The following is a 26645-nucleotide window of genomic DNA, read 5'->3' as shown; positions in this document are numbered from 1 at the left end:
GACCGGCCCGATCTCTTCTAAGCGTGGGCCGTGCAGCCTAGCGCCGCGTCCCCATCGTGCTGCGCGCAAGCTGGTGCACCAGTCCGGGCAGCCCGGCATAGCTTGCCTTGTGATAGGGCGAATCGCGCTCGACCATCGCGGTCAGGCGGCGGTGCGCCTCGGCGAGATTGTGGTACGGCACGCTCGGCAGCAGATGGTGCAGCGCGTGGTAGCGCAGTCCCACCGGCGCCCACAGCACCGGCAGCAGCGCCGGCGGCGGCACGTTGACGCTGTCGAGATATTGCGCGGTGACCGTCATCGCCTCGCCTTCATTCTCCCAGAGATGCGCGACGAGCGTGCGGATCTGGTTGATAACCGTGATCACGCCGATCACGCCGAGGAAGATCAGCAGGCTGCGCAGCGGGATCACGCCGGCGGCAGTCAGGCCGATCAGTCCGATCGCCCAGACGCTGGTCGCGGCTTCCTGCCACAGCCACTGCCTGCGCGCCTCGCCCTCGGCCGGGCGGCGGCGGAAGGCCGGGTTGATCACCAGCCCCGAATAGCGCTCGACCACCGGCTTGCGCAGCGCCGGTACGACCAGCGACAGCGGCGCGAGCACGGCATAGCGGATCAGCAGGCCGATCGGCGCCAGCGCGGCGATCAGCACGAACAGGGGCAGCGACCACGGCTTCATCAGCGCCAGCGGCAGATATTCGGGATCCTCGACCGTGCCGTAGCGCGTGCGCGCATGGTGGAGGTTGTGGACGCCCTCATACATGAAAGAGGGCACCATCAGCGGCACGCCGACCAGCAGGTTCCATCCCAGCCGATAGCCCGGCACATTGCCGTGCTTCATATGGGTGATCTCGTGGATGAAGCTGCCGGCGCGGTACAGCGCGAGCACCGCCACCACCGCGGCGAGGATCGCGAGGCCGGGCGAGCTAAGCGTGATCGCCAGCGCCAGCGCGCCATAGCCGACCGCCGCCGATGCGATCGTGTCGGCCCAGTAAACGAGCGGACGGGCCTTGTGCAGGTCGCGTGCGATCTCGGCGGCAGCGCGCAGCATCGCCTTGTCGTCGGCGATGCGCGCGGTCGCGGGGCGGGCGGCCGGAGCCGCCGTCTCGCGCAAATCCAGTGCAATTGAACTGTTCATAGGGAGGTCCATTGCCCCCAGATAGTGGCTAGGATGGGGCAATAACAGGGGGATGCCGCGGCGCAGCAGGTTCCGCTTGACAAGCACCACCCTCTGGCGGGACTTCGGCGCACCTCTGTCCAAAGGCTCGCGCTCATGTCCGCACTCGCCCTCCGCCCCGTCGTCACCAAGGCGGACACCAATGCCTTCGTCGAACTCGCTTACCGCCTCAACCGCGACGACCCGCATTGGGTGGCGCCGCTGCGCGACGAAGTGAAGGCGACGATCGATCCGAAGAAGAATGGCTGGTTCAGCCACGCCGAGGCGCAGCTCTTCCTCGCCGAGCGCGACGGCAAGGTGGTCGGGCGGATCTCGGCGCACATCGACCATCTCGCGCTCGAAATGAAGCCCGAGCAGGGCTTCGGGCCGGGCACCGGCTTCTGGGGGCTGTTCGAGGCCGAGGATGCCGAGGTCGCCGCCGCAGTGATCGCGCAGGCCGAAGCGTGGCTTCGCGACAAGGGCATGACCCGCGCGCTGGGCCCGGTGAGCCTGTCGATCTGGGAAGAGCCGGGGCTGCTGGTCAAAGGCCACGACCATTCGCCGACGGTGCTGATGGGCCACCACCCTGCCCGCTACCAGGGCTGGATCGAGGCGTTGGGCTATGCGCCCGCCAAGAAGCTGATCACCTATGATCTCGACATTTCGCAGGGATTTCCGCCGCTGGTCCAGCGCATCATTGCCGCGGGCGAGAAGAATGCGCGCATCCGCATCCGCAAGGTCAATAAAGCGCGCTTCGACGAGGAGGCAAAGATCATCCTCGCCATCCTAAACGATGCTTGGTCAGACAATTGGGGCTTCGTCCCCCTAACCCAACCCGAGGTCGACGATGTCGGCAAGAAGCTCAAGCCGTTGGTGTTCGAGGATCTGATCATGATCGCCGAGCTGGAAGGCGAGCCGGTGGCGTTCATGGTCACGCTTCCCGACCTCAACGAGCCGCTCAAGCCGCTCAAGGGCGCGCTGCTACCCTTCGGCTGGGCCAAATTGCTGCTGTGGCTGCGTAAGCCCAAAGCCCGGACGATGCGCGTGCCCCTGATGGGCGTCGTCAAGCGGCTGCAAAGCTCGCGCATGGCGAGCCAGCTTGCGTTCATGATGATCGAGTTCATTCGCCGCTCTGCAGTTGCCAAATATGGCGCGACCCGCGGCGAGATCGGCTGGATCCTCGAGGACAATCAGGGGATGATCGCCATCGCCGATACGATCGAGAGCCGCATCAACCGCGAATATGTGATCTATCAGAAGGCGCTCTGAAGCAAGAGCCCGCGGCGGGAACGCCTGGCGCCGCGGGCCGATCGTCAAACGTTACTTACGCGCTTCGCCGGCGGGATCGATGCCGGTCCGGGCGATCCACTCGGCGCGCGTGCGGCAAATCTTCTGACGGCGATGGCTACCGGTCGGGGTTTCGACGACGCAGTAACGCTCGGCTGTCTGGGCCTTGGCAGGCGCCTTGGGCGCCTCGGCGGTGGGATCGACGGCGGCATAGGCGGGCGCGGTGGCGCTTGCGACCAGCACGGCGGCGGCGATCATGGCGGCGGCGGCGCTCGAGATGCGGCCAGTGGTACGAATGTTCATTCCCTTTACTCCTCTGCGTTTTGACACCAGGCGCTCCCTCGTTCCGCCTGCCTCCTCAGCTTTGCATCGAGCGTGCCAATTTGCAGATTCTTTGCTTTTCAAGTACTTGGCTATGTTGCACTGATAAGTCAGCGCCATAGCGCAGCAATACGCACCAAATATTGGTGTTTCAGCCAGACACTGTTCGAAAAGGGACAGTTGGGTTGTTCGAAAACGATCGCACGCCGCTTGCAGCGACTTTTTCTCTCCGAGGGGAGCTAGCGAAGCTAGGCGTCGCGCAAGGTAACCCAGGTCGGCGCATGATCGCTGGCGCGTTCGCGGCCGCGATACTCCTTGTCGACCCCGGCGCCGGTCAGCCGATCGGCCGCCTGGGGGCTGAGCAGGAGGTGGTCGATGCGGAACCCCGCGTCGCGCTGCCAGCAGCCGGCCTGATAGTCCCAGAAGGTCCAGATCCCGCCGCCTGGGAAGCGCGTGCGCAGCGCATCGGTCCAGCCCTGCGCGAGCAGGCTGCGGTAGCGTGCGCGCGATTCGGGCTGCATCAACGCATCGCTCGCCATTGCGCGCACCGAGAAGGTATCGTCGTCATTGGCGATGACGTTATAATCGCCGGCAAGCACCACGGGCCTCTCCTCGGCGAGCAACGCGCGCGCGCGCTCGGCGAGCCGATCCATCCATTTGAGCTTGTAGTCGAACTTGGGACCCGGCTGCGGATTGCCGTTGGGTAGATAGATCGAGGCGATCACCAGATCGCCGATTTCGACTTCAACATAGCGGCTATGCGCGTCGTCGGGATCGCCGGCGAGGCCACGCTGGCGCTCGACCGGCTGCTGCCCGCGCGCGAGCACCGCAACGCCGTTAAAGCCCTTCTGTCCGTGCCATGCCGCGCCATAGCCCGCTTTCTCGATATCGCCGACCGGAAGCGTCTCGTCGGCGCCCTTCAGCTCCTGAAGGCAGACGAAATCCGGCTTCTGCTCGTCGAGATATTCGAGCAGGCGCTCCATGCGGGCCTTGATTCCGTTGACGTTGTAGCTGACGATTTTCATGCCCGCTGGTTAGCGGCGTCGACGACGCAGCGCCAGCGCCGGATCAGACCGAGAAGCTCGTGCCGCAGCCGCACCCCGAGGCGGCGTTCGGATTGGTCACAGCGAAATGCGCGCCACCGAGATTGTCGACGAAATCGACCTGTGCGCCGCGGACCAGATCGAGGCTGATCGAATCGACCACCAGACGCACGCCGTCGGTCTCGGCGACAGTGTCGTCGGCCTCCGGCGCCTCGGCCATGCCGAACTTGTACTGGAACCCCGAACAGCCGCCGCCCTCGACCGAGAGCCGCAGAATCGCCGGCTTGCCCTGCTTCGCCGCAATCGCCGCAACGCGCGCGGCAGCGGGGGCGGTCAAGGCGATGTCGGGATTGAGAACGGTGGCCATGCGCCGAAGATAGGGCGTGCGATGCACGAGGGCAATGTCGGGCTGAACCGTCACAGCGCAAGTCCGCGATAGGAGACTTATAGAGAGAACCCGACGCGAACATCCTGAGGGTGGGGGCCGCCTCGCGGACGGCCCCTCTCCTCTCCTGCCTCTTACTTCGCGGGGCCGCCGACGCCGCCCGGCGCGCGGTCCTGGGCCGCGGTCAAATATTCGCCGGTCTGGAGGAACGGGATCGGATTGACCGCCTTCCCGTCGACGCGAACTTCATAATGGAGATGGCTGCCGGTCGAGCGGCCGGTCGAGCCCATCAGGCCGATCATCTGGCCGCGGCGGACGCGGGTGTTGTCGGCGACGAGGATCTTAGACAGATGGCCGTAGCGCGTCTCGATGCCGCGGCCGTGGTTGATCTGGACGAGATTGCCATAGCCGCCCTGACGCCCCGCATGGCTGATGACGCCATCGGCGGTCGCGTAGATCGGCGTGCCGATCGTGCCCGGAATGTCGACCCCGGCATGCATCGCCGCAGTGCCGCGGAAAGGATCCGAACGGACGCCGAAGCTCGAGGTGAACAGGAGCTTGTCGACCGGCTGCATCGACGGGATCGAGATCACCGTCTGCTCGAGCGCATCGAGCTTCTTCCAGGTCAGGAACAGCGCGCGGAACTGCGCATCGGCGCTCTCGGCCGAATCCGACCCGGCGGCGGCGCCGTCATTGTTGTCGTCCATCGGCTCGTAGGGGCCGCCCATCGCGCCGCTGACGACGCGGATATAGCGCTCGGGAGCGAGGCCGAGGCGGCGGAAATGGCTTGCGGTCTGCTGGTAGCGCGCCTCACCCGCGACGCGAGCCTGACCGGCGAGCGCCACCTGCGTCGCTTCGACCTTGCTGAGCGGCGCCAGCATCTCCTTAGCGACGGCGCTGGTCTGCGGGACGGTTTCGGCGACAGCGGCATCGAGCTGGGCGGGATCGGTCTTGCCGTTGAGCACGGCGGAGATCAGCGCCTGGCGCTGCTCGACCCGCGCCGCCTGGAGCTTGGCAGCCTCCTTCGCGGCGGCGACCTCGGCGTGCATCTGCGCGACCTGCGCGCGCATCTTGGCGACCTGGGCCTCGGGCGAACCAGGGACCGCGCTCACGCCGCTCACCGCGATTACGCCCGCCATCGCCTGCGACACGCCATAGCCCGAAAACAGAACCGTGATCGTCGCGGCACCGGCGAAAAGCGCCTGGGTGCGGCCGGCAAGGCTGAAGCGGCGCAGATCGCGCCCGTCATGGAAAATAAAGTCGCGGGTGGTGAAAAACTTGCGGAACCGCGCGCCAAGGTTCGCATTGTTGAGCTTCGTAGCGTTGGCCATGAGTCCCCGGCAGTTCAAGGCAAGCACGCACCGATTGCGACCCGGTGATCGGCTTACGAAAATTCCCAAGTCGCAGCAGCAGCCCCTCCGCTTCTGGACGCGTGGGGTTTGGCCTGAGAAATCACGGAACCGCAAGGGCTTGGTAGTAACCACGCGTCAGACCGGCTGAGTCGCGCGCCGAGTCGTTGAATGGAGGTTTAATCAGCCCGCCGAAATAGGTTCGGACGAGGTGCTGCCACGTCCCTTCGGGGTTAATATTTTGTTGAGCGCAGCTTGATTCGAACCAGCGCGTCCCCGCGCGGACATGCGATATTTCGTCGTTCAAAATGCGAGTCAGGATCTTCGCGGTAGCGCTGTCGCCCACTGCCTCGAAGCGCCCGATCGTCGCTGGCGTGACGTCGAGGCCGCGAGCCTCGAGCACCATCGGGACCACTGCCAGTCGCGCCAGCGGATCGTGTGCGGTTGCCGCGGCGGCGTCCCACAGACCGTCATGCGCAGGCAGCGCGCCATAAAAGCTGCCGAATTGCTTGAGCCTTCGGTCGAGCAAGGCGAAATGCATCGCTTCGTCAGCGCCGACCTGCATCCAATCGTCGATGAATGCGCGCGGAAAATGCCCGCCGAACCGCCCGACCGCGTCGAAGGCCAGGTCGATCGCTGCGAATTCGATGTGCGCGAGCGCGTGGATCAGCGCGACGCGGCCGCGCTCGGATCCGCCCTTGCCGCGCTTGGGCATGCGGTTGGGCGGAAGCAGTTCGGGATGCTCGGGCCGCGCTGGCCGCTCGGGCATCGTCCTGTCGAAGCGATGTGCGAGCCGGCCCAGCCGCCAGTCGCGCGCCGCCGCGCGCGCCGCCTTGATCTTGGCGAGCGGTTCGGCCGCCTCCAGCACCGCCCGTGCAGCCTCGGCGACGCTGCGCATCACCGCGCCAGCATCTCCCGCGCCGCCGCGAGCACCGCCTCGGCGTGCCCCGGCACGCGCACCTTGCGCCATGCGCGAACGAGCCTGCCGTCGGCGTCGACCAGGAAGGTCGAGCGGTCGATGCCCATGTAGCGCCGGCCGTAGAGTTGCTTTTCGATCCACACGCCCAGCGCTTCCATCACCGTCCCGTCATCGGTGGCGAGTGGCACGCTGAGATCGTATTTTTCCGAGAATTTCCGATGCTTTGCGGCAGTGTCCTTAGACACGCCGAGAATGTCTACGCCGAGCGCGGCGAACTCGGGCAACAGTGCCGAAAAATCCTGGGCTTCGCGCGTACAGCCGGCGGTGTCGTCCTTGGGATAGAAATAGAGCACCAGCGGCCGGCCACGCCCGGCTAGCGCGATCGGGCCTTCCCCGCCTTCCAGCGTCAGGTCGGGAAGCGCGTCTCCGGGCTCGATCATCTTGCTCTCCGTCAGCCGCCGGCGCGGATGTCCGCCCAGCAATCGCGCACCTCCTGCCGGGTCTGTTCGAACGAGGCAACCACTGCCTCCCACGACCCGAGGCCGACCGCGCGCGCGATCAGCGCCTGCGTCGTCTCCCCAGGGGGCTGCGCATCGGGCGCGACCAGCCGCAAGGTCACCAGCAGCCGCGAGAGCAGGTCATAGGCGCCGAGCATCGTCGCGGGCAGCAGCCCCTCCCCGACCAGCAGCCCGATCGCGGTGCGCAATTGCGGCGCGAATCCCGTGCGGCGCCGCAGCTGGAGCACGTGAACGGCGAATTCGAGATCGACCAGCCCGCCGGGCAGCAGCTTGGCGTCGAGCGGCCCCGCTGGCGGCTTGTGCGCCGCCATCTCGTCACGCATCTTCGCCGCGTCGGCGACAATGTCGCGCTCGGGCCGGGCGCCGCCCAGCACGTCGTCGACGATTCCCTGCACTGCCGCGCGCGCCGCCGCCGATCCGAATATCGGCCGCGCCCGCGTCAGCGCCATATGCTCCCAGGTCCAGGCGTCCTCGCGCTGGTAGCGCGCGAAGGCGTCGAGCGACACCGACAGCGGCCCCTGCGCACCCGACGGCCGCAGCCGGGTATCGACTTCGTAGAGCGGCCCCGCCGCGGTCGCGACGCTCAGCGCGCCGGTCACACGCTGCGCCAGGCGGTTGTAATAAGTCACCGCGCCGAGCGGTTTGGCGCCGTCGGACTCGGCGGCATAGTCGCCGGTGAATAGATAGATCAGGTCGAGATCCGAGGCGTGGGTGAGCGCCTGCCCGCCCATCCGCCCCAGCGCGAGGATCACCAACTCGCTATCCGGCACGCGGCCATGCGCGCGCTCGAACTCCGCCACGGTCGCCGCGGCGAGCACTTCGATCGCTGCCTCGGCGATGCGCGCATAGCCGTACGCGACGTCCAGCGGATCGCTTGCCCCAGCCACGATCTGCGCGCCGAGCGCGAACCGTTTCTCGCCGACCAGTCGCCGGACATGTTCGAGCTGCCATTGATAGTCCGCGCCGCGCTCGCGTGCCGCCATCTCGGCGATCAGCTCGGGGATTTCGGCGACCGGCTCGAGCGCGCTGGCGTCGATCAGGCCGTCGAGCAATTCGGCGCGGCGCGCCAGTTGCTCGGCCAGGGTCGGCGCGTGACACAGGATCGCGCTCATCAGCTGGCGGAGCCCCGGCTGCGCCTCGAGCAGACGGAAGAAGTTGATCGCGCTCGGCAGCCGCGAGAGCATCGCGTCGAAACGCGTGATCGCGTGCGTGCTGTCAGGCGCCTGTGCGAAGGCGTCGATCAGGCCGGGCAGCAGCGCCTCGAGCGCCTCGCGCGCCTGAGGGGTGCGCAGTGCCGGATAGCCGCCACCCCGCCAGCCCTCGACGATTCGTAACGCGCCCGCAGGGTTATCGAACCCCGCCGCGCCGAGCCTTGCTTCGAGCCTCTCGTGATCAGAGGGCAAGCGCGGCTCCTCCTCGCCGGCCAGCGCATCGTAGACCGTCCCCACGCGCTCGACATGCGGCCGCAGTTGTTCGATCAGCGCCGATCCACTCGCCAGCCCATGCAGCGCAGCGACATTGTCGAGCGCTTCGCGGCCCGAAGGCAGCGTATGCGTCTGGAGATCGTCGACCATCTGCAGCCGGTGCTCGATCGTGCGAAACTCGGTGTACGCCGCAGACAGCGCCGCGGCGTCCTCGGCATCGATCCGCCCATCCGCGGCGAGCGCCGCCAGCGCGTCGCGCGTCGCGGGCACGCGCAGCGCCGGATCGCGCCCGCCATGAATCAGCTGGTGGATCTGCGCGAAGAATTCGATCTCGCGGATGCCGCCGCGGCCGCGCTTGAGATCGAAGCCCGGGCCGAATGCCTGCGCTTGCGAATAATGGTCGCGGATCCGGCGCGAGATGTCGCGGATCTCGCGGATCGTTCCGTAGTCGACCGCCCGCCGCCATACGAACGGCCGGATCGCCGCGAGGAAGCTATTGCCCAGCGCAAGATCCCCTGCGCATGCGCGCGCCCGGATGAACGCCGCGCGCTCCCAGGGAAGGGCCTGCGACTCGTAATAGGAAATCGCCGCCTCGACCGGTAGCGCGATCGGCGTCACTTCGGGCGATGGCCGCAGGCGGAGATCGACCCGCATCACATAGCCATCGGCCTCGCGCGCCTGGAGCAGTTCGATCACGCGCCGTCCGATCCGCACCGCGGCCTCTTCCGGAACCTCGCGCGGACGGCACGGCAGGATCGTCGGATCGAAGATCAGGATCGGGTCGATGTCCGACGAATAATTGAGTTCGCGGCTGCCCTGCTTGCCCAAGGCGATCGCCGCGAAGCCCTGCGGCTCGGCTTCGGGGGTACGTTCGCGGATCGCGGTACGGATGGCGCGGCCCAGCGCATCGTCGGCAAAGTCGCTTAGCAGCGTGGTGACGCGAGTGAGATCGAACAGCCCGGACAAATCGCCAAGCGCGACGAGCAGTGCCAGCCGCCGCCGCTCGATCCGCAACCGACGCGCTTGGGGCATTTCTCCCTCGAAATCACGTGCCGCCCCAAGAGGATCGCCGAGTGCCGACTCTAGGCTATCGACCAGCTGCGGCTCGCGATCGAGCAGCATCGCAAGGAACGGCGCATGCGCTCGCGCACGATCGATCGCGCTCTGCAAATCCGCCGAATTCACGCGTCAACCCCTTGTCGATACGCGGCAGGAACAACAGATTTCACAATGTCAAGCAACAAATGTGAAGTAAGGACGTTTTTGTCTCGTGAACCGCACGGCATCCCTTCCTGCCCCCGAGGCCCAGCTTTTCGCTTATAGCGTTGAGCCGCCGCGCGCCAGCGACGCTATCGCCGTCTCGCTGCGCGATGCGTTCGAGCGCGAGGCCGCACTGCCTGAGGACATGGCTGCGCTGCTCCAGCGGCTCAACCGCCACGATTTCTCGGGAAACTGCTAAGCAAGGGCGCAACACTCTCGCCTAGCCAACGACCTTGCGCCGCGAGCCTATCGCTCGCGGCTGAGATCGTCGACTTCGCCCATGATCGTGTCGAGCGCGCTCTTGCCGCCGGGATTGGGCAGACTCTCGCGCCGCGACGGCAATTGCCCCTCGGTGAGCAGATTTTCGAGCGCGACACGTCCGCGCGCGACCCGGCTTTTGATCGTGCCGACCGCAACATTGCAGATCTCCGCCGCCTCCTCGTAAGCGAAGCCGCCGGCACCGACCAGGATCAGCGCCTCGCGCTGCGGCTGCGGCAGATGGAGCAATGCGCGCTGCATGTCGTTCAATTCGACATGGCGATCCTGGCTGGCCGGCGCCGCGAGCAGGCGGTCGGCGACGAGGTCGTCCCACTCGCCCTTGAAGCGCGCGCGGCGCATCTGGCTGAGATAGAGGTTACGCAGGATGATGAAGGTCCAGGCGCGCATGTTGGTGCCCGCCTGGAAGCGCTGGCGCGCCGCCCAGGCCTTGAGCAGTGTCTCCTGCACCAGATCATCGGCGAGATCGCGGCTGCCCGAAAGCGAGCGGCCGAACGCGCGCAGATGCGGGATCACCGTCGCGAGCTGTTTCTTGAACTCGGGATCGGAGAGCGCGACATGCTCACGCGGCGGCTCGGCTGCCGCGCCCTCGTGATCGTCGGGCAGGTCGGTCTCAGTCATTCGATCCCGTTCAATTGCACGTGCCGGATTGCGGCCTGGATTGGAGATAGGCGCGGTCTGCGCGATTGCCAGCATTTTCGCAGCGCCTGGTTCAGGACCAGACGATGATGGCAAAGGCGATGATCACCAATACCAGGCCGAAGCCCAATACGTAGCGCGTCATATGCGGCGTGGAGCCGGCGCGGGCGCGATCGGTGGAGACATGGATGGGGTCGTTGTTCTCAGCCATGTTTCCTAAACCCGTCAAAACCGTTTTGGGTCCGTATCATCTGGAACCCGCGCCGGAATTTTTCAGGCCGCGGGCACGGTGGCCTGATCGAAGAACAGCGCCTGGCTGATCGTGGTCTTCACCGTTTCGCGCTGGAACGGCTTGGTGATCAGGAAGGTCGGCTCGGGCCGCTCGCCGGTGAGCAGCCGCTCGGGGAACGCCGTGATGAAGATCACCGGCACGCTGAACTCGGCAAGGATGTCCTTGACCGCATCGATGCCCGAGCTGTCGTCGGCGAGCTGGATGTCGGCGAGCACCAGGCCCGGACGGTCCTCCATCGCCAGTGCGACCGCCTCGTCGCGGGTAACCGCGACGCCGGTGACTTCATGGCCCAGATCGCGGACGATCTGCTCGAGGTCCATCGCGATCAGCGGCTCATCCTCGATGATCATCACGCGGGTGCGCGTCTGGCGCTCGATCTCGGCGACCGCCTCGGCGACGAGCGACGAGACCTGCGCGGGATCCTCCTCGATCAGATAGCCGGCATCCTCGATGCTGAAGCCCTCGACCGTCGTCAGCAGCAGCGCCTGGCGCGACAACGGAGTGAGGCGGGCGAGCCGCTTGCGCGCGATCGATTCCGCTTCGTTCGAGCCGTCGTCGACGAAATCCTCTTCCTCGAGATGGGTCGACTGCCAGATCGCCTGGAAGGTACGATACAGGCCCAACCGCGGATCGACTTCACGCGGAAACTGGTCGGGTGCGGCGACGATCGCCTCGAGCGCCGCACGTACGTAACGGTCGCCCTCGGCCTGGCTGCCGGTGAGCGCGCGCGCATAGCGCCGAAGCAAAGGAAGGTGCGGCGCGAGTTGCTGTCCAAGCGACATAAGGGAATTTTTCTCCATCGAGTGCGCGGGCCGCTTTCTCGCGCCCCGACGCCTGCATTGCAATCGTTTCTGCTGCCGAAGGAGCCCCTCCCCCGATTTCGCATCGGCTGTGGAACAATCGACGCGCTATTTGGTTTCATCGTCCAGACCGTGTGGAGCGGGTGTCTCCACGGGGGCGCTTGCGCTCTGGCGTCATGACGTTAATCGGGCACCGGGTGCTCATGCGTATTTCACAGTCCGGGTCCCGGACAAATCGGGTCCTCACGGGGGGAATTGGTGCGTTCCGCTAAAAGTGAAACAAAGAAGCCGCTCAAGCCAAGCGGGTCGGAAAGCAGCAAACCCAGCCGCAATGTTGGGGATGCGCTTCGTCAGGCATATGATGACGCCGTGCGCGAAACGGTGCCCGACGATCTGCTCGACCTGCTGAAGAAGCTCGACTAGCCATACCCCATGAATAGTCCGGATCTGGAGCCGCGCGCCAAGGGCCCTGCGGCGGCGCTGGCGCGTATGCCGACCGGCGCAAAGGTTTTCCTGATCCTCGTCGGCGCATTGCTCCCCCTCGCGCTGATCGCTCTTTTCACCACCATCCAGACCACGCGCACCGCCGACACCGAGGCACGCGCGCGCCTCAACGCGATCGCCGACGAAAGCTCGGGGATGGTCGAGAACGTGCTCACCAACGAAGCCAGCCAGATGGCCGAGGCGCTCGCCGCGCTGGAACGCGATCGCGGCGATGCGGGCAGCTGCATGCGGCTCGCCGGAAGCCTCGCCGCGCATGGCGGGGTCCGCTTCGCGCTCGCCGACGCCCAGGGCCGCGTATTGTGCGGCCAGCGCTTCGTTCTCCCCGCCGCCCCCGCGCTGCGCTCGGGCGAGACGCGCGCGGCGCTGCTCGTCGACGGCCTCGCGATCCGCATCGGCGGCAATGGCGGGATGACCGCGACCGCCTGGTATCCTGTATCGGTGCTGTCGGCGCTGGCGCGGCCGAGCGGCTTCGTTCCCGATTATGGCGCGGCACTGATCCGCGACCGCGAACGGCTGGTCCTGCGCGACCTCGGCACCGCCGGACCGCTCGGCCGTCGCGAGACCGCGCGCAGCGATCTTTCGCTCGATCGGCTCGCGCTCGAAATGGTGGTGCCCGGCGCGCCGATCACGTCACCGCTGATCATAGCGACGGTGCTGCTCGTGCTGATGTGGATTGCCGCCGCGGCGATCGGCTGGTTCGTGGTGAATATCCTCTTGATCCGCCCTCTGCGTCGCTTGCGTGCCAGCGTCGGACGCTACCAGCCAGGCGAAGTCCTCGACATGAAACCCTTGGGCGCGGCTCCGGCACAGGAAATCCGCGAATTGGGCGAGACCTTCCAGCAGATCACTCGAACGGTGCAGCTCCACGAGAGCGATCTCGCCGACGGCCTCGTGCGCCAGACCAAGCTGACGCGCGAAGTGCATCACCGGGTCAAGAACAACCTCCAGGTCATCTCGAGCCTGATCAATTTCCACGCCCGCGGCGCGAAGAGCGTCGAGGCGACCGAGGCCTATGCCTCGATCCAGCGCCGCGTCGACGCGCTGGCGGTGGTCCATCGCCACCATTATGCCGAGCTTGAGGAAAATCGCGGACTGGACCTGCGCTCGATCATCGGCGAGCTCGCCGCCAATATCCGTGCGACCGCACCGGACAGCGCTTCGGGGCTGGGCATCACTCTCGAGATCGAGCCGCTCCTCGCCAATCAGGACGTCGCGATCGCGGTCGCCTTCCTGCTCACCGAGATCATCGAGCTGGCGGTCAACCGCAATCCTGCGGCGCAGGTCCGCATTTCTATCAAGGGCGCCGAGGAACCCGATCGCGCCGTGCTGCGCGTCAATTCGCCCGCGCTGGTCGAAAGCGCCGAACTCGAAGCGCTGCTCGAGAACCGCTACGGCCGGGTCATCGCCGGGCTCGCGCGCCAGTTGCGCACCCGGCTGCATCACGATCCGCTGGTCGGCGCCTATGAGGCATCGATCGCGATTACCGGGCGCCCCTGAACTCGACGATGTCCGTCCCCGATCCGGGGGCCGGAAACTTTTTTCGAAAAAAGTTCGAACGACCCGGAACCCGCCCCCGTGATGCACGTTCTACACTTCGGATAGTGACCTTTTGCCCCCCCGCTCTCGCTATCCAAGACATGGGCCCGGAAGCGTCAACCCTCCCCCCCCCGGTGACGCTTCCGGGCCTAACACTTTCTCCCGACATCGAAATCTTCCTAATGGCCGCAGGCGGTTTCGTGCCTGTCGCGGAACGATTTCGGCTGTCCGGGCATTTCTTCCCCGCCCACAAGCTGGAGAGTTTCTATGCGCAAGATTTTGACCTGTGCCGCCCTTGCCGGTGCGATCCTGGTTTCGGCCTGCAACACCGTCGAAGGCGTCGGCCGCGACGTTTCCTCGGCCGGCGACACCGTCGCCAAGACGGCCGACGACGCCAAGTAATCGCGTCATTCGGTTTTCACGAAAGCCCCTCCCGTAGCGGAGGGGCTTTTTCGTATCAGGATACCGGCTCGGCCTCTGCCGTGCGCTCGCGCCGCCGTCGGGTAAACCAGATCGCGATCAGCGCGAGGAAATAGAGCCCGACAAGCGGCACCGCGAGCAGCAATTGCGAGCCGACATCGGGCGGGGTCAGCACCGCCGAAATCGCGAACGCGCCGACCACGGCGTAGCGCCAGGCGCCCTTGAGCTGTTCGTAGGTAACGATCCCGGCATGTTCGAGCAGCATCAGCAGCACCGGCAGCAGGAACGACAGGCCGAAGCCGAAGATGAACTGCATCACGAACTTCAGATATTCGTTCACTTCGGGCAGCGCCTGTTGCTGGACGCCGCCGCCCAGCTCGCCCTGGAAGCCGAGCAGGAATTTGAGCGCAACGGGAATCGCGACGAAATAGGCCATGCACGCGCCGGCGAGGAACAGCACCGGCGTCGCCAGCAGGAACGGCAGCAGCGCGCGCTTCTCCTTGCGGTACAGCCCCGGCGCGACGAACTGCCACAATTGGTTGGCGATCACCGGAAACGCGATCATCAGCGCGGCGAAGAATGCCACCTTGATCTCGACGATGAAGCCGCCGGTCACCGCGGTGTTGATGATCGTCACCTGCCCCGCTGCCTTGAGCGGCGCCACCAGGAAGCCGAGAATGCCGCGCGCGAAGTAGAGGCAGCCGCCGAACGCGATCACCAAGGCCGCGAGCGACCAGAGCAGGCGGCGGCGGAGCTCGATCAGATGGTCGAGCAAGGGCGCCTGGGTATCGTCGATCTCGTTCACGATTGCGGCTCGTCGGGGGTGGCGGGCTTGGGCTTGCGCACGCGCTTCGGTTTCGGGGCAGGCGCCTCGGCCGCCTCTGCCGGCTCTGCGAACAGCGCCGGCTGCTCGACCATCACCGGATCCGCGTCGACCGGCTCGGCCGGCGCATGCTCGACGAATGCTTCGGGCTCCGGTGCGGGAAGCGAAGGCGTCGGCGGATGCTCGCGCATGATGCGCTCATTCTCCGCCGCCCATTGCTTCTCCATCTCGGCCAGTTCGGACTCGCGGACCATCGCATCGAAGCCCGAGCGGAACTGGCGCGCCACGCCGCGCGCCTTGCCCACCCATTTGCCGACGAAGCGCATCGCCCGCGGCAGGTCCTTGGGTCCGATCACCAGCAGCGCCACCACGGCCACAAGCAGCAACTCGGTCGGCGCTACGTCTAACATTCGGCACTGCCTCGGGGGCGCCCCGAAGCGAGGCGCGAATCAGATTGGGAGAGAAAAGAGCTCAGCGCTCTTCGCGGGTGCGCTCGGCTTCGGTGTGGAAGCTGGCATCGGGCGTCGGCGCAGGCTTGCCCTCGATGCGCGTCGGCGGGACCGGCTTCGCATCGTCGTCGTCCTCGGCCATGCCCTTCTTGAACTGCTTGATGCCCTTGGCAACGTCTCCCATCATGTTGGAGAAACGGCTGCCGCCGAACAACAAAATGACCAGCACACCGACGATCAGCCAGTGCATCAGGCTCATGCTACCCATGGGAACTCTCCTCTATCGGGGTCTATCTAGGCGCGGCACGCGCCGGGGGCAACGGCTAGCACCGCGCCCGGACGAATCGGTTGGCGAGCCCTATTCACCTTCCGTGACAGTTTCGCTCGCCCCCTCGCTCGCCTCGTCCTCGAACGCCGCCTCGAAGGCGAGGTCGACCGGGTCGAGCAGCCCCGCCGCCTTGAGATCGTCGATTCCCGGCAAGTCGCGGCGGCTGGCCAGCCCGAACTGGCTGAGGAACCCGGCCGTGGTGGCATAGGTTAGCGGACGGCCGGGAACTTCACGGCGGCCGGCGGGGCGCACCCAGCCGGCCTCCATCAGCACGTCGATCGTGCCTTTGGAGATCTGCACCCCGCGGATCGCCTCGATCTCGGCGCGCGTGACCGGCTCGTGATAGGCGATGATCGCCAGCGTCTCGATCCCCGCGCGGCTGAGCCTGCGCGCCTCCTCGCGGTCGCGGCGAAGCAGGTGCGCGAGATCGGCGGCGGTCTGGAAGTGCCAGCGCTCGCCGCGCCGGACCAATTCGATGCCCCGCCCGGCATAGAGTGATTCGAGCCCCGCCAGCGCGCCGCGGACATCGGCCTGGCTACCGACATGCGCTCGAATCTCGTCCACCGTCATCGGCTGCTCGGCGGCGAACAGCACCGCCTCGACCGCGCGGCCGAGATCGTCCTGCGGGGTCATGCGCTCGCCTTGAGATAGAGCGGCGCGAATGCCGATTTCTGGCGCAGCTCGAGCCGCCCCTGCCGTGCGAGTTCGAGCGCCGCGACGAAGGAAGAGGCCAGGGCCGATTTGCGATAGGTCCCGCTCGCGCCTTCGGGGAGGAAGGTCTCGATCGTACTCCAGTCGATCCGCGCGCCGATCAGCGCCGAGACTCGGTCGATCGCCTCTTCCAGGGTCATCACGTCGCGCACCGCGACGACGTGCATCACCGGCCGCGTCCGCGCGCTGATCCGGCCATAAGCGGCGATCAGGTCATAGATCTCGGCCTCGTACCGCCCCTTGCGCACCACGCGGAGCCCCTCGGGGTTCCCGCGCAGGAACACGTCGCGCCCCAGCCGGTCGCGCGCGACCAGCCGCGCGCCCGCTTCGCGCATCGCGTTGAGCCGTTCGAGTCGCAACTGAAGCCGCAGCGCCAGTTCCTCGGGACTCGGCGACTCCTCGGGATTGCGCGGCAACAGCAGCGCCGATTTGAGATAGGCCAGCCACGCCGCCATCACCAGATAATCGGCGGCAAGCTCTAGCCGCAATGCCCGCGCCTCGTTCACATAAGAGAGATATTGCTCGACCAGTTGGAGGATCGAGATCTGGCGCAGGTCGACCTTCTGGTTGCGGGCGAGCGCGAGCAGCAGGTCGAGCGGCCCTTCCCAGCCATGGATGTCGATCGTGAGGGTGTCGGAAGGGGCGTCGTCGCTCATTGCCGGGGAGTTAAGCAGCCTATGATCCTCCCCCGCAAGGGGGAGGTGGTGCCGAAGGCGACGGAGGGGGAGGAATCACCGAATGCAGTGAGTCCCCCCTGCGTCAGCTACGCTGACACCTCCCCCTGGCGGGCGAGGATCAGGTTCAAACCAACGCCAGCAACGCGTCCCGCTTGGCGATCAGCGCATCGAACGCCGCCGGCTCCGCACCGTCCGCGACCGTCGCCATCGCCCGCTCCAGTCGCGCGACGCATTCGGGTGTCGCCTCGCCGATCAGCCCGGCGATCTCGACCATCTCGTCCATCCGCGCCCAGCAATCGAGCACCACGTCGCAGCCGGCGGCAAGCGCCTGCGACGCCTTCTCGCCCGCGGTGCCCGACAGCGCCTTCATGTCGATGTCGTCGGTCATCAGCAGCCCGTCGAAGCCGATCCGGCCGCGGATGATATCCGCGATCACCTTGGGCGAAAGCGTCGCCGGGCGCTCGCTATCCCAGGCGTCGAACACGACATGGCACGTCATCCCCATCGGTGCTTCATGTAGTCGCGCGAACGGCTCAAGATCGACTTCCAGCGCATCGGGGTCGGCAGTGACCCGCGGCAGGTCATAGTGGCTGTCAACCAGCGCACGGCCATGCCCCGGCATGTGCTTGACCACGCCGACCACGCCGCCGCGCCGCATCCCCTCGAGCATCGCCTGTCCCAGCGCCGCGACGCGCATCGGATCGCCGCCGAATGCGCGGTCGCCGATCGCCGGCGTGACGTCGGCCTGCCGGACATCGAGCAACGGCGCGCAATTCACCGTCACCCCGACCTCGGCGAGCATCATCGCCAGCGCCTGCGCATTCGCCCGCGCCGCCTCGATCGCCGAGATCGGGCCGATCTCGTACAATGCATCGAACGCCGCCCCCGCGGGAAACGCCGGCCATTCGGGTGGCACCATCCGCGACACGCGCCCGCCCTCCTGATCGATCAGGATCGGCAGGTCCGCCCGGCCGGAGAGTTCGCGCAGGCTGGCGGTCAGCCCCTTCATCTGCGCCCGATCGCCGCAATTGCGCTTGAACAGGATATAGCCGAGCGGATCGGCATCGCGGAAAAAGGCGCGCTCGTCGGGCGTGAGTTCATGGCCCGAGACGCCAAAGATTACCGGTTTCATTTGCTCGCCTTAGCCGATCCTCCCCGTCGCGGGGAGGATCAATTGGCGATGAAGCAGTTCTCGCCGGCAACCTTGAGCCGCCCGCAATATTCGCGCGCCTGGGGGTTGCTGCCCGCATTGACGCGCAGTCGCCACACGACCTTGCCGTTTGCCTCGCCGCGCTCGACCGATTTGCCGAGCGGCGCGAGATAGCCGAACCGCTTCGACAGTTGCGCCCAGGCGGTGTTCGCGCCTGCTTCGTTGGGGAAGGCGCCAAGCTGGATCAGCGAGCCCGAGCCCGGACGCGCCGCAGCGGGCCGCGCGCCTGCGACCGTCGAAGTCGACGCCGCCGTCGCCGCGCTCGGTATGTCGAGCTTGACCGTCTTGGTCCCCGGCACGTTGCCGCCCGGCGCGGTGGCCCGCGTTCCCTGCACCGGCGCCTCGGCGACCGCGCCGACATTGATGCTCGAATTGCTCGCCGCGCCCTGGCTGGTCGCGAACACGCTGTCGCCCTCGCCTTCGGCCTTCATGCCACCGGGCTCGTCGGGCTTGACCTTATAGTCGCCGGCGGGCGCCTTGATCAGCACGCCATTGCCTTCGCTTACGCCCTGCGCGCGCTGGTACCAGAGGAAGCCGACCGCGATGAAGCCCAAGACGGCGATCGCCAGCACGGCGAGCAGCATGAAGCGCGCGACCGAATGGTCCTGCGGATATTCCTCCTCGGCCGTTTCCAGCCAGGGAAGCCGATCCTCCTCGTAATCGCCGGTCCGCGCGTTCATTCAGTGCATCTCCTGCACGGCCTCGACACCCATGAGGCCCAACCCATTACGGATAATCTGTCCCACGCCGCGCGCCAAGAACAGCCGTGCGCAGGTGAGCGCAGGCTGGTCGGCGAGCAGGAAGCGGCGCTCCGGACGGTCGTTGCCGACATTCCACAGCGCGTGCAGGGCCGCTGCCAAGTCATAGAGATAGAACGCAATTCGATGCGGCTCACGCGCCAGCGCCGCACCCTCGACGGTGCGCGGGAACTGCGCCGCGAGCTTCACCAACGCCAGCTCTTCCGTATCAAGCAGGGACAGATCGGCGCTGGCGCACGCAATCCCCGCCTCCTCGGCCTTGCGGTGGAGCGACGCGATCCGCGCATGCGCATAGTTCACATAGAAGACCGGATTGTCCTTCGATGCTTCTACCACCTTGGCGAAATCGAAGTCCATCTGCGCATCGGCCTTGCGCGTCAGCATGGTGAAGCGGACGACATCCTTGCCGACCTCGTTCACGACATCAGCAAGCGTCACGAAGTTGCCCGAACGCTTGGACATTTTCACCGGCTCGCCCGCGCGGAGCAGCCGCACCATCTGGACGAGCTTGACGTCGAACCGCGTCTTGCCGCCGGTCAGCGCCTGCACCGCCGCGACGATCCGCTTGACCGTGCCGGCATGATCGGCGCCCCAGATGTCGATCAGCTGGTCGGCCGATTGCGCCTTCTGGAAGTGATAAGCGAGATCGGCGCCGAAATAGGTCCATTGCCCGTTCGACTTCTTGATCGGCCGGTCCTGATCGTCGCCGAACTGCGTCGAGCGGAACAGCGGCAGCTCGACCGGCTCCCAATCCTCGGGCGTCTCGCCCTTGGGCGCCTCGAGCACGCCGTCATAGACCAGGCCGCGCTCGCGCAGCCACGCCTCGGCCGCCTCGGGCTTGCCCGCCGCCTGCAACTCGGCCTCGGACGAGAACAGGTCGTGATGGATGCCGAGCAAGGCGAGATCGGCCTTGATCATCACCAGCATCGACGCGACGGCTTGCTTGCGGAACAGCGCGAGCCATTCTTCCTCGGGCTTGCCGACGAACGTGTCGCCATGTTCAGCCGCGAGCTTCTCGCCGACCGGCTTGAGATACTCGCCGGGATACAGGCCCTCGGGGATCTCGATCGTCTCGCCGAGCGCCTCGCGGTAGCGCAGGTGCGCCGAGCGCGCGAGCACGTCGACTTGCCCGCCCGCGTCGTTGACATAATATTCGCGAACGACCTTGTGCCCGGCAAATTCGAGCAGGCTGGCAAGCGCGTCGCCGACCACCGCGCCCCGGCAATGCCCCATGTGCATCGGTCCCGTGGGGTTGGCCGAGACATATTCGACATTGACCGTCGCGCCCGCGCCTACGTCCGAGCGGCCATAGTCGCCCTGGGCCTCGAGGATCGCATCCAGCTCCCCGCGCCAGGTGTCGTCGGTCAGCGTCAGGTTGATGAAGCCCGGCCCGGCCACCGACACCGCCGAGACTTCGTCGAGCTTCTCCAGTTCGGCCGCGATCTTCTCGGCCAGCGCGCGCGGATTGGTCCCCGCGGGCTTGGCGAGCACCATCGCCGCGTTGGTCGCGAGATCGCCATGGCTGGCATCGCGCGGCGGCTCCACCGTGACCGCGCGTCGCTCCAGCCCGGCAGGCAAGTCGCCGGCGGCGACGAGCGCGTCGAGAGCGGCATCCAGATGCGCGGCAAAACGGACGTAGAGAGTCATCGGGCTTCCAACAGTGAACGAGAGCGCGCGCTCTAGCGGATGCAGGCCCCGGGGACAATTAGTGGCGCGCGCAAGGGAAGGCCCCATCGGTGGCAGCCGTGGGCGGACCTGCCTTCTAGCCCTCTCCCGCTTTCGCGGGAGAGGGTTGGGTGAGGGTCTTCCTTCTTCTACTTCACCCTGCCAGCGTACGCCCGTCCGCCGACAGACGAGACGCCATGCGTCGCAGCTCCGCAAGGACGGGGCCGATGCCGAGCGGCTGCTCTGTGGCTCGCAGCGCTACCCGCGGCTTATCGGACACAAGTTCCGCTTCCAACCCGTGATCGGCGCCCCTCGTCGTCGACTTCCTGTGTGGAGACACAGCTCATCGTTGAAGCGGACGGCAGCCAGCATGATGTCGAGGTCGACGCCCGGCACACGCTCTTCCTAGAGAGCTAGGCTATTGGGTCCTGCGCTTCTGGAACAAGGAGTCCTGGAAAATCTCGACGGCGCGCTGGAGGCCGTCATATCAGCCCTCAACGCGGATCGGCTGGGCTGACGAAGCAAAAGAAGAAGACCTCACCCAACCCTCTCCCGCGAAAGCGGGAGAGGGCTTTAAGAAAGCTGGCCGCGATCGGGAGCGTGAGCAGCCCCTGATCGGCCCAGTAATTTTGATAAAGCCCACGCGATCCCGCCGCGCCTACGACTAGCAAAGTAGGATTTGTTCTGCTTTCGTTCGATAGATGCAACGTCAGCGCCATATCGTTCGATCCGCCGAGTCCGCACGCCGAGCCAGGTCTCGTCGCGTCGGCGCCGCTTCGCTGGCGCTTGCCTGTCGCGTCGCTGTAGAGTCGGCGTCGCGCGGCCGCCGCGTTCGTGTCGCGCGAGTGGCGCTCGATGGTCGCATCAGTGGCGCGCCACAGGCGCGCAAGTGTCGCGTCCGTGTCGCCTCGCGGGCGCTTCCCCGGCGCAAACCCGCCGCTTCCGCGGAAAACCGCGTTTTCGTGTCAAGATTGACAACCAACCCGCACCCTGCGGCCGACTCAAACCCGCACCAAATCCTTCAGCACCCCCGCACTCTTCATGTCCGGGAACAGCTTCGCCGCCGTCCGCGTCGGGGTCAGGTCGAAATGCGAAGCCACCGCGCTGTTGATCAGCGTGTCGACCCCCGTGGTCGGCCGCAGGTCGCGGTTCTCGTAGAGCGCCGCGTCGCCCAGCCCCGGCCAGTCGGCGACCACCCGGCCGCCATTGACTGCGCCGCCGATCAGCATCGCCAGCGCGCCGGTGCCGTGATCGGTCCCCTGCGTGCCGTTGACCTTCACCGTCCGCCCGAACTCGGTGGCGACCACGACCATCGTATCGGCCCAGAGCGGCCCCAGCCCCTGCTGGATCGACCCGATCATCGCATCGAGCCCCTTCAATTGTCCGGTCAGCCGGCCACGCTGCTGCGCATGGGTGTCCCAGCCGCCGGTCTCGATCATCGCGATCCGCGCGCCACCCTCGGCGGTGAGCAATTTGGCAGCGAGCGCGCCGGTCGCCGCGGCATTGCGGCCATTGTCGCCCGCCAAGTCGCTAGTCAGCATCCGCGTCGCGGTCGCCTGCTCCCAGATCGCGTGAAGCTGGGGATCGTCGCGGTACATCGTCGATACCCGCGCGATGAGATCGTCCGAGGCATCCGGCAGCGCCGAAGGCGCATAGCTCGCCACTTCGACCGGCCCGCGCAGTGCCATCGGTATGGTCGCGGCGAGCGCGATCGCGCGGTCGTCGGCGGGCAGCAGCGACAGCAGCCGGTTGAGCCAGCCATCCTTGAGCGCATAGGCACTGCTGCCGCCCGTCTCGAGCACGTTCTGCCCGTCGAAATGCGAGCGCTCGCGATAGGGCGAGGCAACGGCATGGACGAACAGCGCCTGCTTGGCCTGCCACAGCCCCAGCGTGTTGGTCATCGCGGGATGCAGCGCGAAAGTGGCATCCAGCTTGGGCGCGGAGAGGAAGTCCTCGGCGAGCACGCCGCGCTGGCCCACGAACGCCGGATCGCCGATCGGCCCCAGCGTTCCCAGCCCGTCGGCGGCACCGCGCTGGATGATGAAGACGAAGCGGCGCTCGGTGGCGGCTCGGGCGAGCGCCATCCGTGCTCCGAACGCGGAGGTGAGCACCGCGGAGGCGCCGAGCGCCACGAAGCTGCGACGATTGAGCATGACCTATCTCCGCATGAATTCTGGGGCGACGAGCATCAACGCGACGCCCTGCCCCGGGCTTTCGGCCCGCGCGATCGATTGCGCGGTGGCGTCGCTCAGCGCGCCGGGAAACAATGCGGCGGCGCGCGCGCGCGCATCCACGGTGTCGCGGGTGCGCTGCGCCAGCCGCTCGGCCGCCTCGACCCGGCGCATCACGGCGTCGGGTCCGGCCCAGCTTCCCGCGACATCCTCCCAGCCCGCCGGCGACCCCGGCTTCCACACCGGTTGCCCGAGCTGAGTCATCAATCCGTTCATCGCCATCGGCGGCAATTGCTCGGCGCCAAGGCCGCGCAACGCGGAGATCGTCCACTCCCAGGGCGACTTGAACTTGACGGGCGCCGCCACCCAGCATTCGGGCGCCTCGACCAGTGCGCGATACACGGTCGGCAAGTCGCCCCCCGAGCGCAGGAACGCCGTCTCGAGCTCGCCGACCAGCGCCAATGGCGGATCGTCCCCGGCGAAATGGCGCGCCAACTTGGTGGCGATGTGCCGTGCCGTCGCGGGATGCGTCGCGAGCAGGTCGAGCACCGACGCGGCCTGCGCCTCGCCCTGCTGCGGCCAGCTCTTGCCCAGGATCGTCCGCGCGCCCGGCTCGTGCAGCCGCGGCACGAAGACGAAGCTTCCCTCGCCACCCCCTGCGGGACCACGCCCGAGACCGGCGACGGTCCAGCCGGTCATCGCGCGGGCGAATTCGGTGACGTCGGCCTGGCTGTAGCCGGTGCGCACGCCCAGCGTATGCAGCTCCAATATCTCGCGCGCCAAATTCTCGTTGAGCCCGGCCTTCGGCCCGCGCCTGCCCGCCTGACCGAAGGGGCTGTTCGGCCCCACCGACTGCGCCTGGTCGAGATAGACCAGCATCGCCGGATGCCGCTCGACCGCATGGAGCATGTCGCCGAATTTGCCGAGCACGTGCGGCCGCACCGCTTCGAACTCGAGGCTGCCGGCGAGCCCGACCATCTCGAGCTTGTCCGCCGACACGGCGAAGTGGTTCGCCCAGAAATGCACCAGCCGCTCGACGAACGGCGCCGGCGCATTGAGCGCGGTCAGTGCGCGCGCCGAAACTGCGGCGGCATAATGATCGCGCGCCTGCAGCCGCGCCTGACGGCGGACCTGCGCGGCGGGGCCGTCTGGATCGCGGGGCATCGGCATCGCCTGCATCCGCGCCGATCCGCGCATCGCCGGCTCGACTTCCATCTCGGGCTTGGCAGTGGCGGCCTGCGCCATGCCGCGCCGGGCCTCGCGAAGCGCACGACGATAGTCCGCGATCTCGGCGACGATCTGCGTGCTCGGCGTAAGCGCGGCGATCGCCGGCGGGGTCGCGTCATACCGTGCGAATTGCGCGAGCAGCCAGCGGGCCGGATCCTCGCCTGGCGCATCACCGGGACGTCCACCCAGGCCGAACCGATTGAGCGCGATGCTTGCCTTGGCCATGATCACCTCTGCTTGCCCGCCACTCTCGATAGCCAAGGCTTGTCGCAGAAGTTTGTCAGCCGATCGGCTCGCCGCGATTCTTGCACGGACTGCAACTGCTGCGAACGTGCTTTGCGTTTGCCGTTTCTGTTGCAGTGCAGCATTATTTGTTTCGAGAACAGAACAAGACACAGGATGCCGGTCTGGCTCTTTCGAGTTTTTGAAGGAGACAAGATCGTGACTCGTTTTCTGATTGCGGCCGCTGCCGCCACCATCGCTTTCGCCACGCCCGCCCTCGCCAAGGAGCGTGTGTTCACCCATGAGGGCGTGACCTACGCCTACACCTCGACCCAGAGCGATTCGGGTCTCGTCCTCGAAGGCAAGGCCTCGACGGGCAGCAAGTTCCGCTTCGTCGTCAAGGGCGACTGGGTGCAGGGCTATGCCGGCGGCGCCCGCGTCGCTTTCCGCACGCCGAAGCGCGGCGCGGCAGTGCTGGTCGCACAGCGCTGAACGTTTCCAGGGGCCTTCGCGTGCGAGGGCCCCTTATTGTTTAGAAGCCTTCGGGCAGTTCGATCGGCCCGACGACCTCGCGGTAGCGGGCGATCGCATAGCGGTCGGTCATCCCCGCGATGAAGTCGGCGATGTGCCGACTGCGCCAAGGCTCCTCGCCGGGCAGCGCGTCGCGCCACTCGGCGGGCATCCGCGCCGGCTCCGCGGCATAGGCCGCGAACAGTCCGGCGACCACGTCGTGCGCCGCCTGCGCCGCTTCGAGCTGGCTCGGATGGTGGTAGAGATTGGCGTACATGAAGCGCTTGAGCCCGCGCTCGGCGTCGCGCATCGCCTCCGAGAAGGTGACGAGGCAGCGTCCCGCCGCGCGGACATCCTCGACCGTCTCGATCTTGCCTTCGTCCAGATTCGTCCGCGTCGCGCCGATCAGGTCGTTGACCATCGCGCCGATCTGCGAGCGGATCAGCTCGCCGACCAGCCGCTTGGCGGGGATGCCGGGAAACTTGGCTTCGACGCGCCGCCAGCCCTCCGCGATCATCGGCACTTCCATCAGCTGATCGAGGCCGAGCAGCCCGGCGCGGAGGCCGTCGTCTATGTCGTGGTTGTCGTAGGCGATGTCGTCGGCCAAGGCCGCGACCTGCGCCTCGAGCGACGGCCAGCGCCGCAAATCCAGGTCGAATTGCGCATCCGCGGCGGCGAGCGCCCATTCGGGCGCCGCGATCGGCCCATTATGCTTGGCGAGCCCTTCGAGCGTCTCCCAGCTCAGATTAAGCCCGTTCCACGTCGGATAGGGCCGGTCGAGCTCGGTCAGCGTGCGCAAGGTGTGCCCGTTATGGTCGAACCCGCCCTGCCCGCCGAGCGCCGCCTCCAGCGCATCCTCGCCGGCATGGCCGAACGGCGGATGGCCGATGTCGTGCGCGAGGCACAACGCCTCGGTCAAATCCTCGTTGAGTCCGAGCGCGCGGGCGATCGTCCGCCCGATCTGCGCGACCTCGAGGCTGTGGGTCAGCCGCACGCGGAAATGGTCGCCATCTGGCGCCATGAAAACCTGGGTCTTGTGGCGCAGCCGCCGGAAGCTGATCGAATGGATGATCCGATCGCGATCGCGCTGGAAGGCGTCGCGCGGCCCGCGGACAGTCCCGCTTTGTTCCCCGTGGAGGCGCCCGCGGCTTCGTTCCGGTGTACTCGCCCAGGAAGAAATCGCTGTCACGCGCACGCCTCTAGCCGTTCGGGCTGGGCTTGTCGAAGACTTCGCGGAAGAATAGCCAAGGCGACGCCCGGGGCGCTTGCGATGGCGCCCTCCTCTGTTACCTTCCGCAATCAGCAGGGAGGCAGGATGCTAATGGCCATAATCGCTCTGGAACCGCCCCAGGCCGTCACGTCCCCGGCGCCAGCCCCGACCCAGGCCGGCAGGGTAACCGGCGTCGGCGGCATCTTCATCAAGAGCAGCGACCCGCGGGCGCTTGCCGCCTGGTATCGCGATACGCTGGGCATCGAGCTCGAAACCTGGGGCGGCGCGCTCTTGCGCTACGATGCGCCTGACCACCCGCCACATCTGGTGTGGAGCCCCTTCGCCACCAAGAGCAAATATTTCGCGCCCTCGACACGGGAGTTCATGCTCAACTTCGCGGTCGACGATCTCGACGCGATCGTCGCGAAGCTCAAGGCGAAGGGCGTGGCGATCCTCGATCGCAGCAATGATGAAAATGGGAAGTTCGCGTGGCTGCTCGATCCCGAGGGCACCAAGATCGAACTCTGGCAGCCGAAGGCGTAACCGCCGGCCCGCTTACAC

The 26645-nt window shown here is 66.9% G+C and carries 31 protein-coding genes; 8 read left to right on the top strand and 23 right to left on the bottom strand.

Annotation, left to right across the window (positions count from 1 at the left end; genetic code table 11):
- Positions 1-37 precede the first annotated feature (37 nt).
- On the bottom strand, positions 38-1132 hold the full coding sequence (locus AC3WJI_RS06010; protein WP_492756345.1) for a fatty acid desaturase family protein: 1095 nt from the start codon (positions 1130-1132) through the stop codon (positions 38-40).
- A 135-nt stretch (positions 1133-1267) separates the two neighbouring features.
- Between AC3WJI_RS06010 and AC3WJI_RS06005 the strand changes: the two genes are divergently transcribed.
- Complete coding sequence (locus AC3WJI_RS06005; protein WP_492756344.1) at positions 1268-2419, top strand: N-acetyltransferase; 1152 nt, start codon at positions 1268-1270, stop codon at positions 2417-2419.
- Positions 2420-2470: 51 nt separating this feature from the next.
- Here AC3WJI_RS06005 and AC3WJI_RS06000 read toward each other — a convergent pair whose 3' ends face one another.
- The 7 genes from AC3WJI_RS06000 to AC3WJI_RS05970 form a co-directional block, all read right to left on the bottom strand.
- Positions 2471-2740, bottom strand: coding sequence for a hypothetical protein (locus tag AC3WJI_RS06000; protein WP_492756343.1), 270 nt, complete (start codon positions 2738-2740; stop codon positions 2471-2473).
- Positions 2741-3006: 266 nt separating this feature from the next.
- Positions 3007-3783, bottom strand: a complete 777-nt coding sequence (gene xth / locus AC3WJI_RS05995; protein WP_492756342.1) for an exodeoxyribonuclease III — start codon at positions 3781-3783, stop codon at positions 3007-3009.
- 43 nt (positions 3784-3826) lie between these two features.
- Positions 3827-4168, bottom strand: coding sequence for an iron-sulfur cluster insertion protein ErpA (gene erpA, locus AC3WJI_RS05990; RefSeq protein WP_492756341.1), 342 nt, complete (start codon positions 4166-4168; stop codon positions 3827-3829).
- 152 nt (positions 4169-4320) lie between these two features.
- Positions 4321-5517 (bottom strand): M23 family metallopeptidase, encoded by a 1197-nt coding sequence (locus AC3WJI_RS05985; RefSeq protein ID WP_492756340.1) that lies wholly within the window; start codon positions 5515-5517, stop codon positions 4321-4323.
- Between the two features lie 121 nt (positions 5518-5638).
- Positions 5639-6433: a ferritin-like domain-containing protein gene (locus AC3WJI_RS05980; RefSeq protein ID WP_492756404.1), complete on the bottom strand. Its 795-nt coding sequence runs from the start codon at positions 6431-6433 to the stop codon at positions 5639-5641.
- A complete protein-coding gene (locus AC3WJI_RS05975) occupies positions 6433-6894 on the bottom strand; it encodes a peroxiredoxin (RefSeq protein WP_492756339.1) in 462 nt (153 codons plus the stop codon). The genes AC3WJI_RS05980 and AC3WJI_RS05975 overlap by 1 nt, the downstream gene beginning before the upstream one ends.
- An 11-nt stretch (positions 6895-6905) precedes the next feature.
- Entirely contained in the window at positions 6906-9581 is a 2676-nt protein-coding gene (locus AC3WJI_RS05970; RefSeq protein ID WP_492756338.1) for a bifunctional [glutamine synthetase] adenylyltransferase/[glutamine synthetase]-adenylyl-L-tyrosine phosphorylase, read from the bottom strand.
- 85 nt (positions 9582-9666) lie between these two features.
- On the opposite strand from AC3WJI_RS05970, the gene AC3WJI_RS05965 reads away from it, so the two are divergent.
- Positions 9667-9855, top strand: coding sequence for a hypothetical protein (locus AC3WJI_RS05965; protein WP_492756337.1), 189 nt, complete (start codon positions 9667-9669; stop codon positions 9853-9855).
- Between the two features lie 47 nt (positions 9856-9902).
- Here the strand turns inward: AC3WJI_RS05965 and AC3WJI_RS05960 are convergent, their stop codons facing one another.
- From AC3WJI_RS05960 to AC3WJI_RS05950, 3 genes are all read right to left on the bottom strand, one after another.
- A complete protein-coding gene (locus AC3WJI_RS05960; protein WP_492756336.1) occupies positions 9903-10553 on the bottom strand; it encodes a sigma-70 family RNA polymerase sigma factor in 651 nt (216 codons plus the stop codon).
- A 91-nt stretch (positions 10554-10644) separates the two neighbouring features.
- Positions 10645-10782 carry a hypothetical protein gene (locus AC3WJI_RS05955; RefSeq protein ID WP_492756335.1) on the bottom strand — a complete coding sequence of 46 codons (138 nt, stop codon included), beginning with the start codon at positions 10780-10782 and terminating at the stop codon, positions 10645-10647.
- Between the two features lie 62 nt (positions 10783-10844).
- A complete protein-coding gene (locus AC3WJI_RS05950; protein ID WP_492756334.1) occupies positions 10845-11645 on the bottom strand; it encodes a response regulator in 801 nt (266 codons plus the stop codon).
- Between the two features lie 276 nt (positions 11646-11921).
- Here AC3WJI_RS05950 and AC3WJI_RS05945 point away from each other — a divergent pair, with 276 nt between their 5' ends.
- The 3 genes from AC3WJI_RS05945 (at position 11922) to AC3WJI_RS05935 (ending at position 14105) form a co-directional block, all read left to right on the top strand.
- Entirely contained in the window at positions 11922-12086 is a 165-nt protein-coding gene (locus tag AC3WJI_RS05945; RefSeq protein WP_492756333.1) for a NepR family anti-sigma factor, read from the top strand.
- A gap of 9 nt (positions 12087-12095) precedes the next feature.
- Positions 12096-13664: a sensor histidine kinase gene (locus tag AC3WJI_RS05940; protein ID WP_492756332.1), complete on the top strand. Its 1569-nt coding sequence runs from the start codon at positions 12096-12098 to the stop codon at positions 13662-13664.
- Positions 13665-13970: 306 nt separating this feature from the next.
- Entirely contained in the window at positions 13971-14105 is a 135-nt protein-coding gene (locus tag AC3WJI_RS05935) for an entericidin A/B family lipoprotein (RefSeq protein WP_306097181.1), read from the top strand.
- A 55-nt stretch (positions 14106-14160) separates the two neighbouring features.
- On the opposite strand, the gene tatC is transcribed toward AC3WJI_RS05935, so the two are convergent.
- The 8 genes from tatC to argS all read right to left on the bottom strand — a co-directional run bounded on the left by tatC (position 14161) and on the right by argS (position 20726).
- A complete protein-coding gene (gene tatC, locus AC3WJI_RS05930) occupies positions 14161-14928 on the bottom strand; it encodes a twin-arginine translocase subunit TatC (protein ID WP_492756331.1) in 768 nt (255 codons plus the stop codon).
- Positions 14925-15356: a Sec-independent protein translocase protein TatB gene (gene tatB, locus AC3WJI_RS05925; RefSeq protein WP_492756330.1), complete on the bottom strand. Its 432-nt coding sequence runs from the start codon at positions 15354-15356 to the stop codon at positions 14925-14927. The genes tatC and tatB overlap by 4 nt, the downstream gene beginning before the upstream one ends.
- A gap of 61 nt (positions 15357-15417) precedes the next feature.
- A complete protein-coding gene (locus tag AC3WJI_RS05920) occupies positions 15418-15663 on the bottom strand; it encodes a twin-arginine translocase TatA/TatE family subunit (protein ID WP_492756329.1) in 246 nt (81 codons plus the stop codon).
- A 90-nt stretch (positions 15664-15753) separates the two neighbouring features.
- Positions 15754-16356 carry an SMC-Scp complex subunit ScpB gene (gene scpB / locus AC3WJI_RS05915; protein WP_492756328.1) on the bottom strand — a complete coding sequence of 201 codons (603 nt, stop codon included), beginning with the start codon at positions 16354-16356 and terminating at the stop codon, positions 15754-15756.
- Complete coding sequence (locus AC3WJI_RS05910; RefSeq protein WP_492756327.1) at positions 16353-17090, bottom strand: segregation and condensation protein A; 738 nt, start codon at positions 17088-17090, stop codon at positions 16353-16355. Before AC3WJI_RS05910 ends, scpB begins: the two co-directional genes overlap by 4 nt.
- A 145-nt stretch (positions 17091-17235) precedes the next feature.
- On the bottom strand, positions 17236-18243 hold the full coding sequence (gene nagZ, locus AC3WJI_RS05905) for a beta-N-acetylhexosaminidase (RefSeq protein WP_492756326.1): 1008 nt from the start codon (positions 18241-18243) through the stop codon (positions 17236-17238).
- Between the two features lie 38 nt (positions 18244-18281).
- On the bottom strand, positions 18282-19001 hold the full coding sequence (locus AC3WJI_RS05900) for an SPOR domain-containing protein (RefSeq protein ID WP_492756325.1): 720 nt from the start codon (positions 18999-19001) through the stop codon (positions 18282-18284).
- Positions 19002-20726: an arginine--tRNA ligase gene (argS, locus tag AC3WJI_RS05895; RefSeq protein WP_492756324.1), complete on the bottom strand. Its 1725-nt coding sequence runs from the start codon at positions 20724-20726 to the stop codon at positions 19002-19004.
- A 348-nt stretch (positions 20727-21074) separates the two neighbouring features.
- Here argS and AC3WJI_RS05890 point away from each other — a divergent pair, with 348 nt between their 5' ends.
- Positions 21075-21161, top strand: a complete 87-nt coding sequence (locus tag AC3WJI_RS05890) for a DUF559 domain-containing protein (RefSeq protein ID WP_492756403.1) — start codon at positions 21075-21077, stop codon at positions 21159-21161.
- A gap of 77 nt (positions 21162-21238) precedes the next feature.
- On the opposite strand, the gene AC3WJI_RS05885 is transcribed toward AC3WJI_RS05890, so the two are convergent.
- From AC3WJI_RS05885 to AC3WJI_RS05875, 3 genes are all read right to left on the bottom strand, one after another.
- Complete coding sequence (locus tag AC3WJI_RS05885; protein ID WP_492756323.1) at positions 21239-21463, bottom strand: hypothetical protein; 225 nt, start codon at positions 21461-21463, stop codon at positions 21239-21241.
- A gap of 282 nt (positions 21464-21745) precedes the next feature.
- Positions 21746-22897: a DUF1501 domain-containing protein gene (locus AC3WJI_RS05880; RefSeq protein WP_492756322.1), complete on the bottom strand. Its 1152-nt coding sequence runs from the start codon at positions 22895-22897 to the stop codon at positions 21746-21748.
- A gap of 3 nt (positions 22898-22900) precedes the next feature.
- Positions 22901-24367: a DUF1800 domain-containing protein gene (locus tag AC3WJI_RS05875; RefSeq protein ID WP_492756321.1), complete on the bottom strand. Its 1467-nt coding sequence runs from the start codon at positions 24365-24367 to the stop codon at positions 22901-22903.
- 216 nt (positions 24368-24583) lie between these two features.
- Here AC3WJI_RS05875 and AC3WJI_RS05870 point away from each other — a divergent pair, with 216 nt between their 5' ends.
- On the top strand, positions 24584-24856 hold the full coding sequence (locus AC3WJI_RS05870; RefSeq protein WP_492756320.1) for a hypothetical protein: 273 nt from the start codon (positions 24584-24586) through the stop codon (positions 24854-24856).
- A gap of 40 nt (positions 24857-24896) precedes the next feature.
- Here the strand turns inward: AC3WJI_RS05870 and AC3WJI_RS05865 are convergent, their stop codons facing one another.
- Positions 24897-26063 carry a deoxyguanosinetriphosphate triphosphohydrolase gene (locus tag AC3WJI_RS05865; RefSeq protein ID WP_492756319.1) on the bottom strand — a complete coding sequence of 389 codons (1167 nt, stop codon included), beginning with the start codon at positions 26061-26063 and terminating at the stop codon, positions 24897-24899.
- A gap of 132 nt (positions 26064-26195) precedes the next feature.
- On the opposite strand from AC3WJI_RS05865, the gene AC3WJI_RS05860 reads away from it, so the two are divergent.
- Positions 26196-26627, top strand: a complete 432-nt coding sequence (locus tag AC3WJI_RS05860; protein WP_492756318.1) for a VOC family protein — start codon at positions 26196-26198, stop codon at positions 26625-26627.
- Positions 26628-26645 lie beyond the last annotated feature (18 nt).

It is taken from the genome of Sphingomonas sp. FW306-1B-B10E (assembly GCF_058782005.1).
The sequence above is the reverse complement of the archived record's forward strand: the minus strand, read 5'-3'. Positions and strand labels throughout refer to the sequence as shown.

Coding starts and splice junctions, on each gene's coding strand:
- AC3WJI_RS05860 (WP_492756318.1), top strand. CDS start 26,196: ATGGCCATAATCGCTCTGGAACCGCCCCAGGCCGTCACGTCCCCGGCG.
- AC3WJI_RS05875 (WP_492756321.1), bottom strand. CDS start 24,367: ATGGCCAAGGCAAGCATCGCGCTCAATCGGTTCGGCCTGGGTGGACGT.
- xth (WP_492756342.1), bottom strand. CDS start 3,783: ATGAAAATCGTCAGCTACAACGTCAACGGAATCAAGGCCCGCATGGAG.
- AC3WJI_RS05975 (WP_492756339.1), bottom strand. CDS start 6,894: ATGATCGAGCCCGGAGACGCGCTTCCCGACCTGACGCTGGAAGGCGGG.
- AC3WJI_RS06000 (WP_492756343.1), bottom strand. CDS start 2,740: ATGAACATTCGTACCACTGGCCGCATCTCGAGCGCCGCCGCCGCCATG.
- AC3WJI_RS05980 (WP_492756404.1), bottom strand. CDS start 6,433: ATGCGCAGCGTCGCCGAGGCTGCACGGGCGGTGCTGGAGGCGGCCGAA.
- erpA (WP_492756341.1), bottom strand. CDS start 4,168: ATGGCCACCGTTCTCAATCCCGACATCGCCTTGACCGCCCCCGCTGCC.
- AC3WJI_RS06010 (WP_492756345.1), bottom strand. CDS start 1,132: ATGAACAGTTCAATTGCACTGGATTTGCGCGAGACGGCGGCTCCGGCC.
- AC3WJI_RS05885 (WP_492756323.1), bottom strand. CDS start 21,463: ATGGCGCTGACGTTGCATCTATCGAACGAAAGCAGAACAAATCCTACT.
- AC3WJI_RS05950 (WP_492756334.1), bottom strand. CDS start 11,645: ATGTCGCTTGGACAGCAACTCGCGCCGCACCTTCCTTTGCTTCGGCGC.
- AC3WJI_RS05910 (WP_492756327.1), bottom strand. CDS start 17,090: ATGAGCGACGACGCCCCTTCCGACACCCTCACGATCGACATCCATGGC.
- AC3WJI_RS05880 (WP_492756322.1), bottom strand. CDS start 22,897: ATGCTCAATCGTCGCAGCTTCGTGGCGCTCGGCGCCTCCGCGGTGCTC.
- nagZ (WP_492756326.1), bottom strand. CDS start 18,243: ATGAAACCGGTAATCTTTGGCGTCTCGGGCCATGAACTCACGCCCGAC.
- AC3WJI_RS05935 (WP_306097181.1), top strand. CDS start 13,971: ATGCGCAAGATTTTGACCTGTGCCGCCCTTGCCGGTGCGATCCTGGTT.
- AC3WJI_RS05900 (WP_492756325.1), bottom strand. CDS start 19,001: ATGAACGCGCGGACCGGCGATTACGAGGAGGATCGGCTTCCCTGGCTG.
- AC3WJI_RS06005 (WP_492756344.1), top strand. CDS start 1,268: ATGTCCGCACTCGCCCTCCGCCCCGTCGTCACCAAGGCGGACACCAAT.
- argS (WP_492756324.1), bottom strand. CDS start 20,726: ATGACTCTCTACGTCCGTTTTGCCGCGCATCTGGATGCCGCTCTCGAC.
- tatB (WP_492756330.1), bottom strand. CDS start 15,356: ATGTTAGACGTAGCGCCGACCGAGTTGCTGCTTGTGGCCGTGGTGGCG.
- AC3WJI_RS05985 (WP_492756340.1), bottom strand. CDS start 5,517: ATGGCCAACGCTACGAAGCTCAACAATGCGAACCTTGGCGCGCGGTTC.
- AC3WJI_RS05955 (WP_492756335.1), bottom strand. CDS start 10,782: ATGGCTGAGAACAACGACCCCATCCATGTCTCCACCGATCGCGCCCGC.
- AC3WJI_RS05920 (WP_492756329.1), bottom strand. CDS start 15,663: ATGGGTAGCATGAGCCTGATGCACTGGCTGATCGTCGGTGTGCTGGTC.
- scpB (WP_492756328.1), bottom strand. CDS start 16,356: ATGACCCCGCAGGACGATCTCGGCCGCGCGGTCGAGGCGGTGCTGTTC.
- AC3WJI_RS05960 (WP_492756336.1), bottom strand. CDS start 10,553: ATGACTGAGACCGACCTGCCCGACGATCACGAGGGCGCGGCAGCCGAG.
- AC3WJI_RS05940 (WP_492756332.1), top strand. CDS start 12,096: ATGAATAGTCCGGATCTGGAGCCGCGCGCCAAGGGCCCTGCGGCGGCG.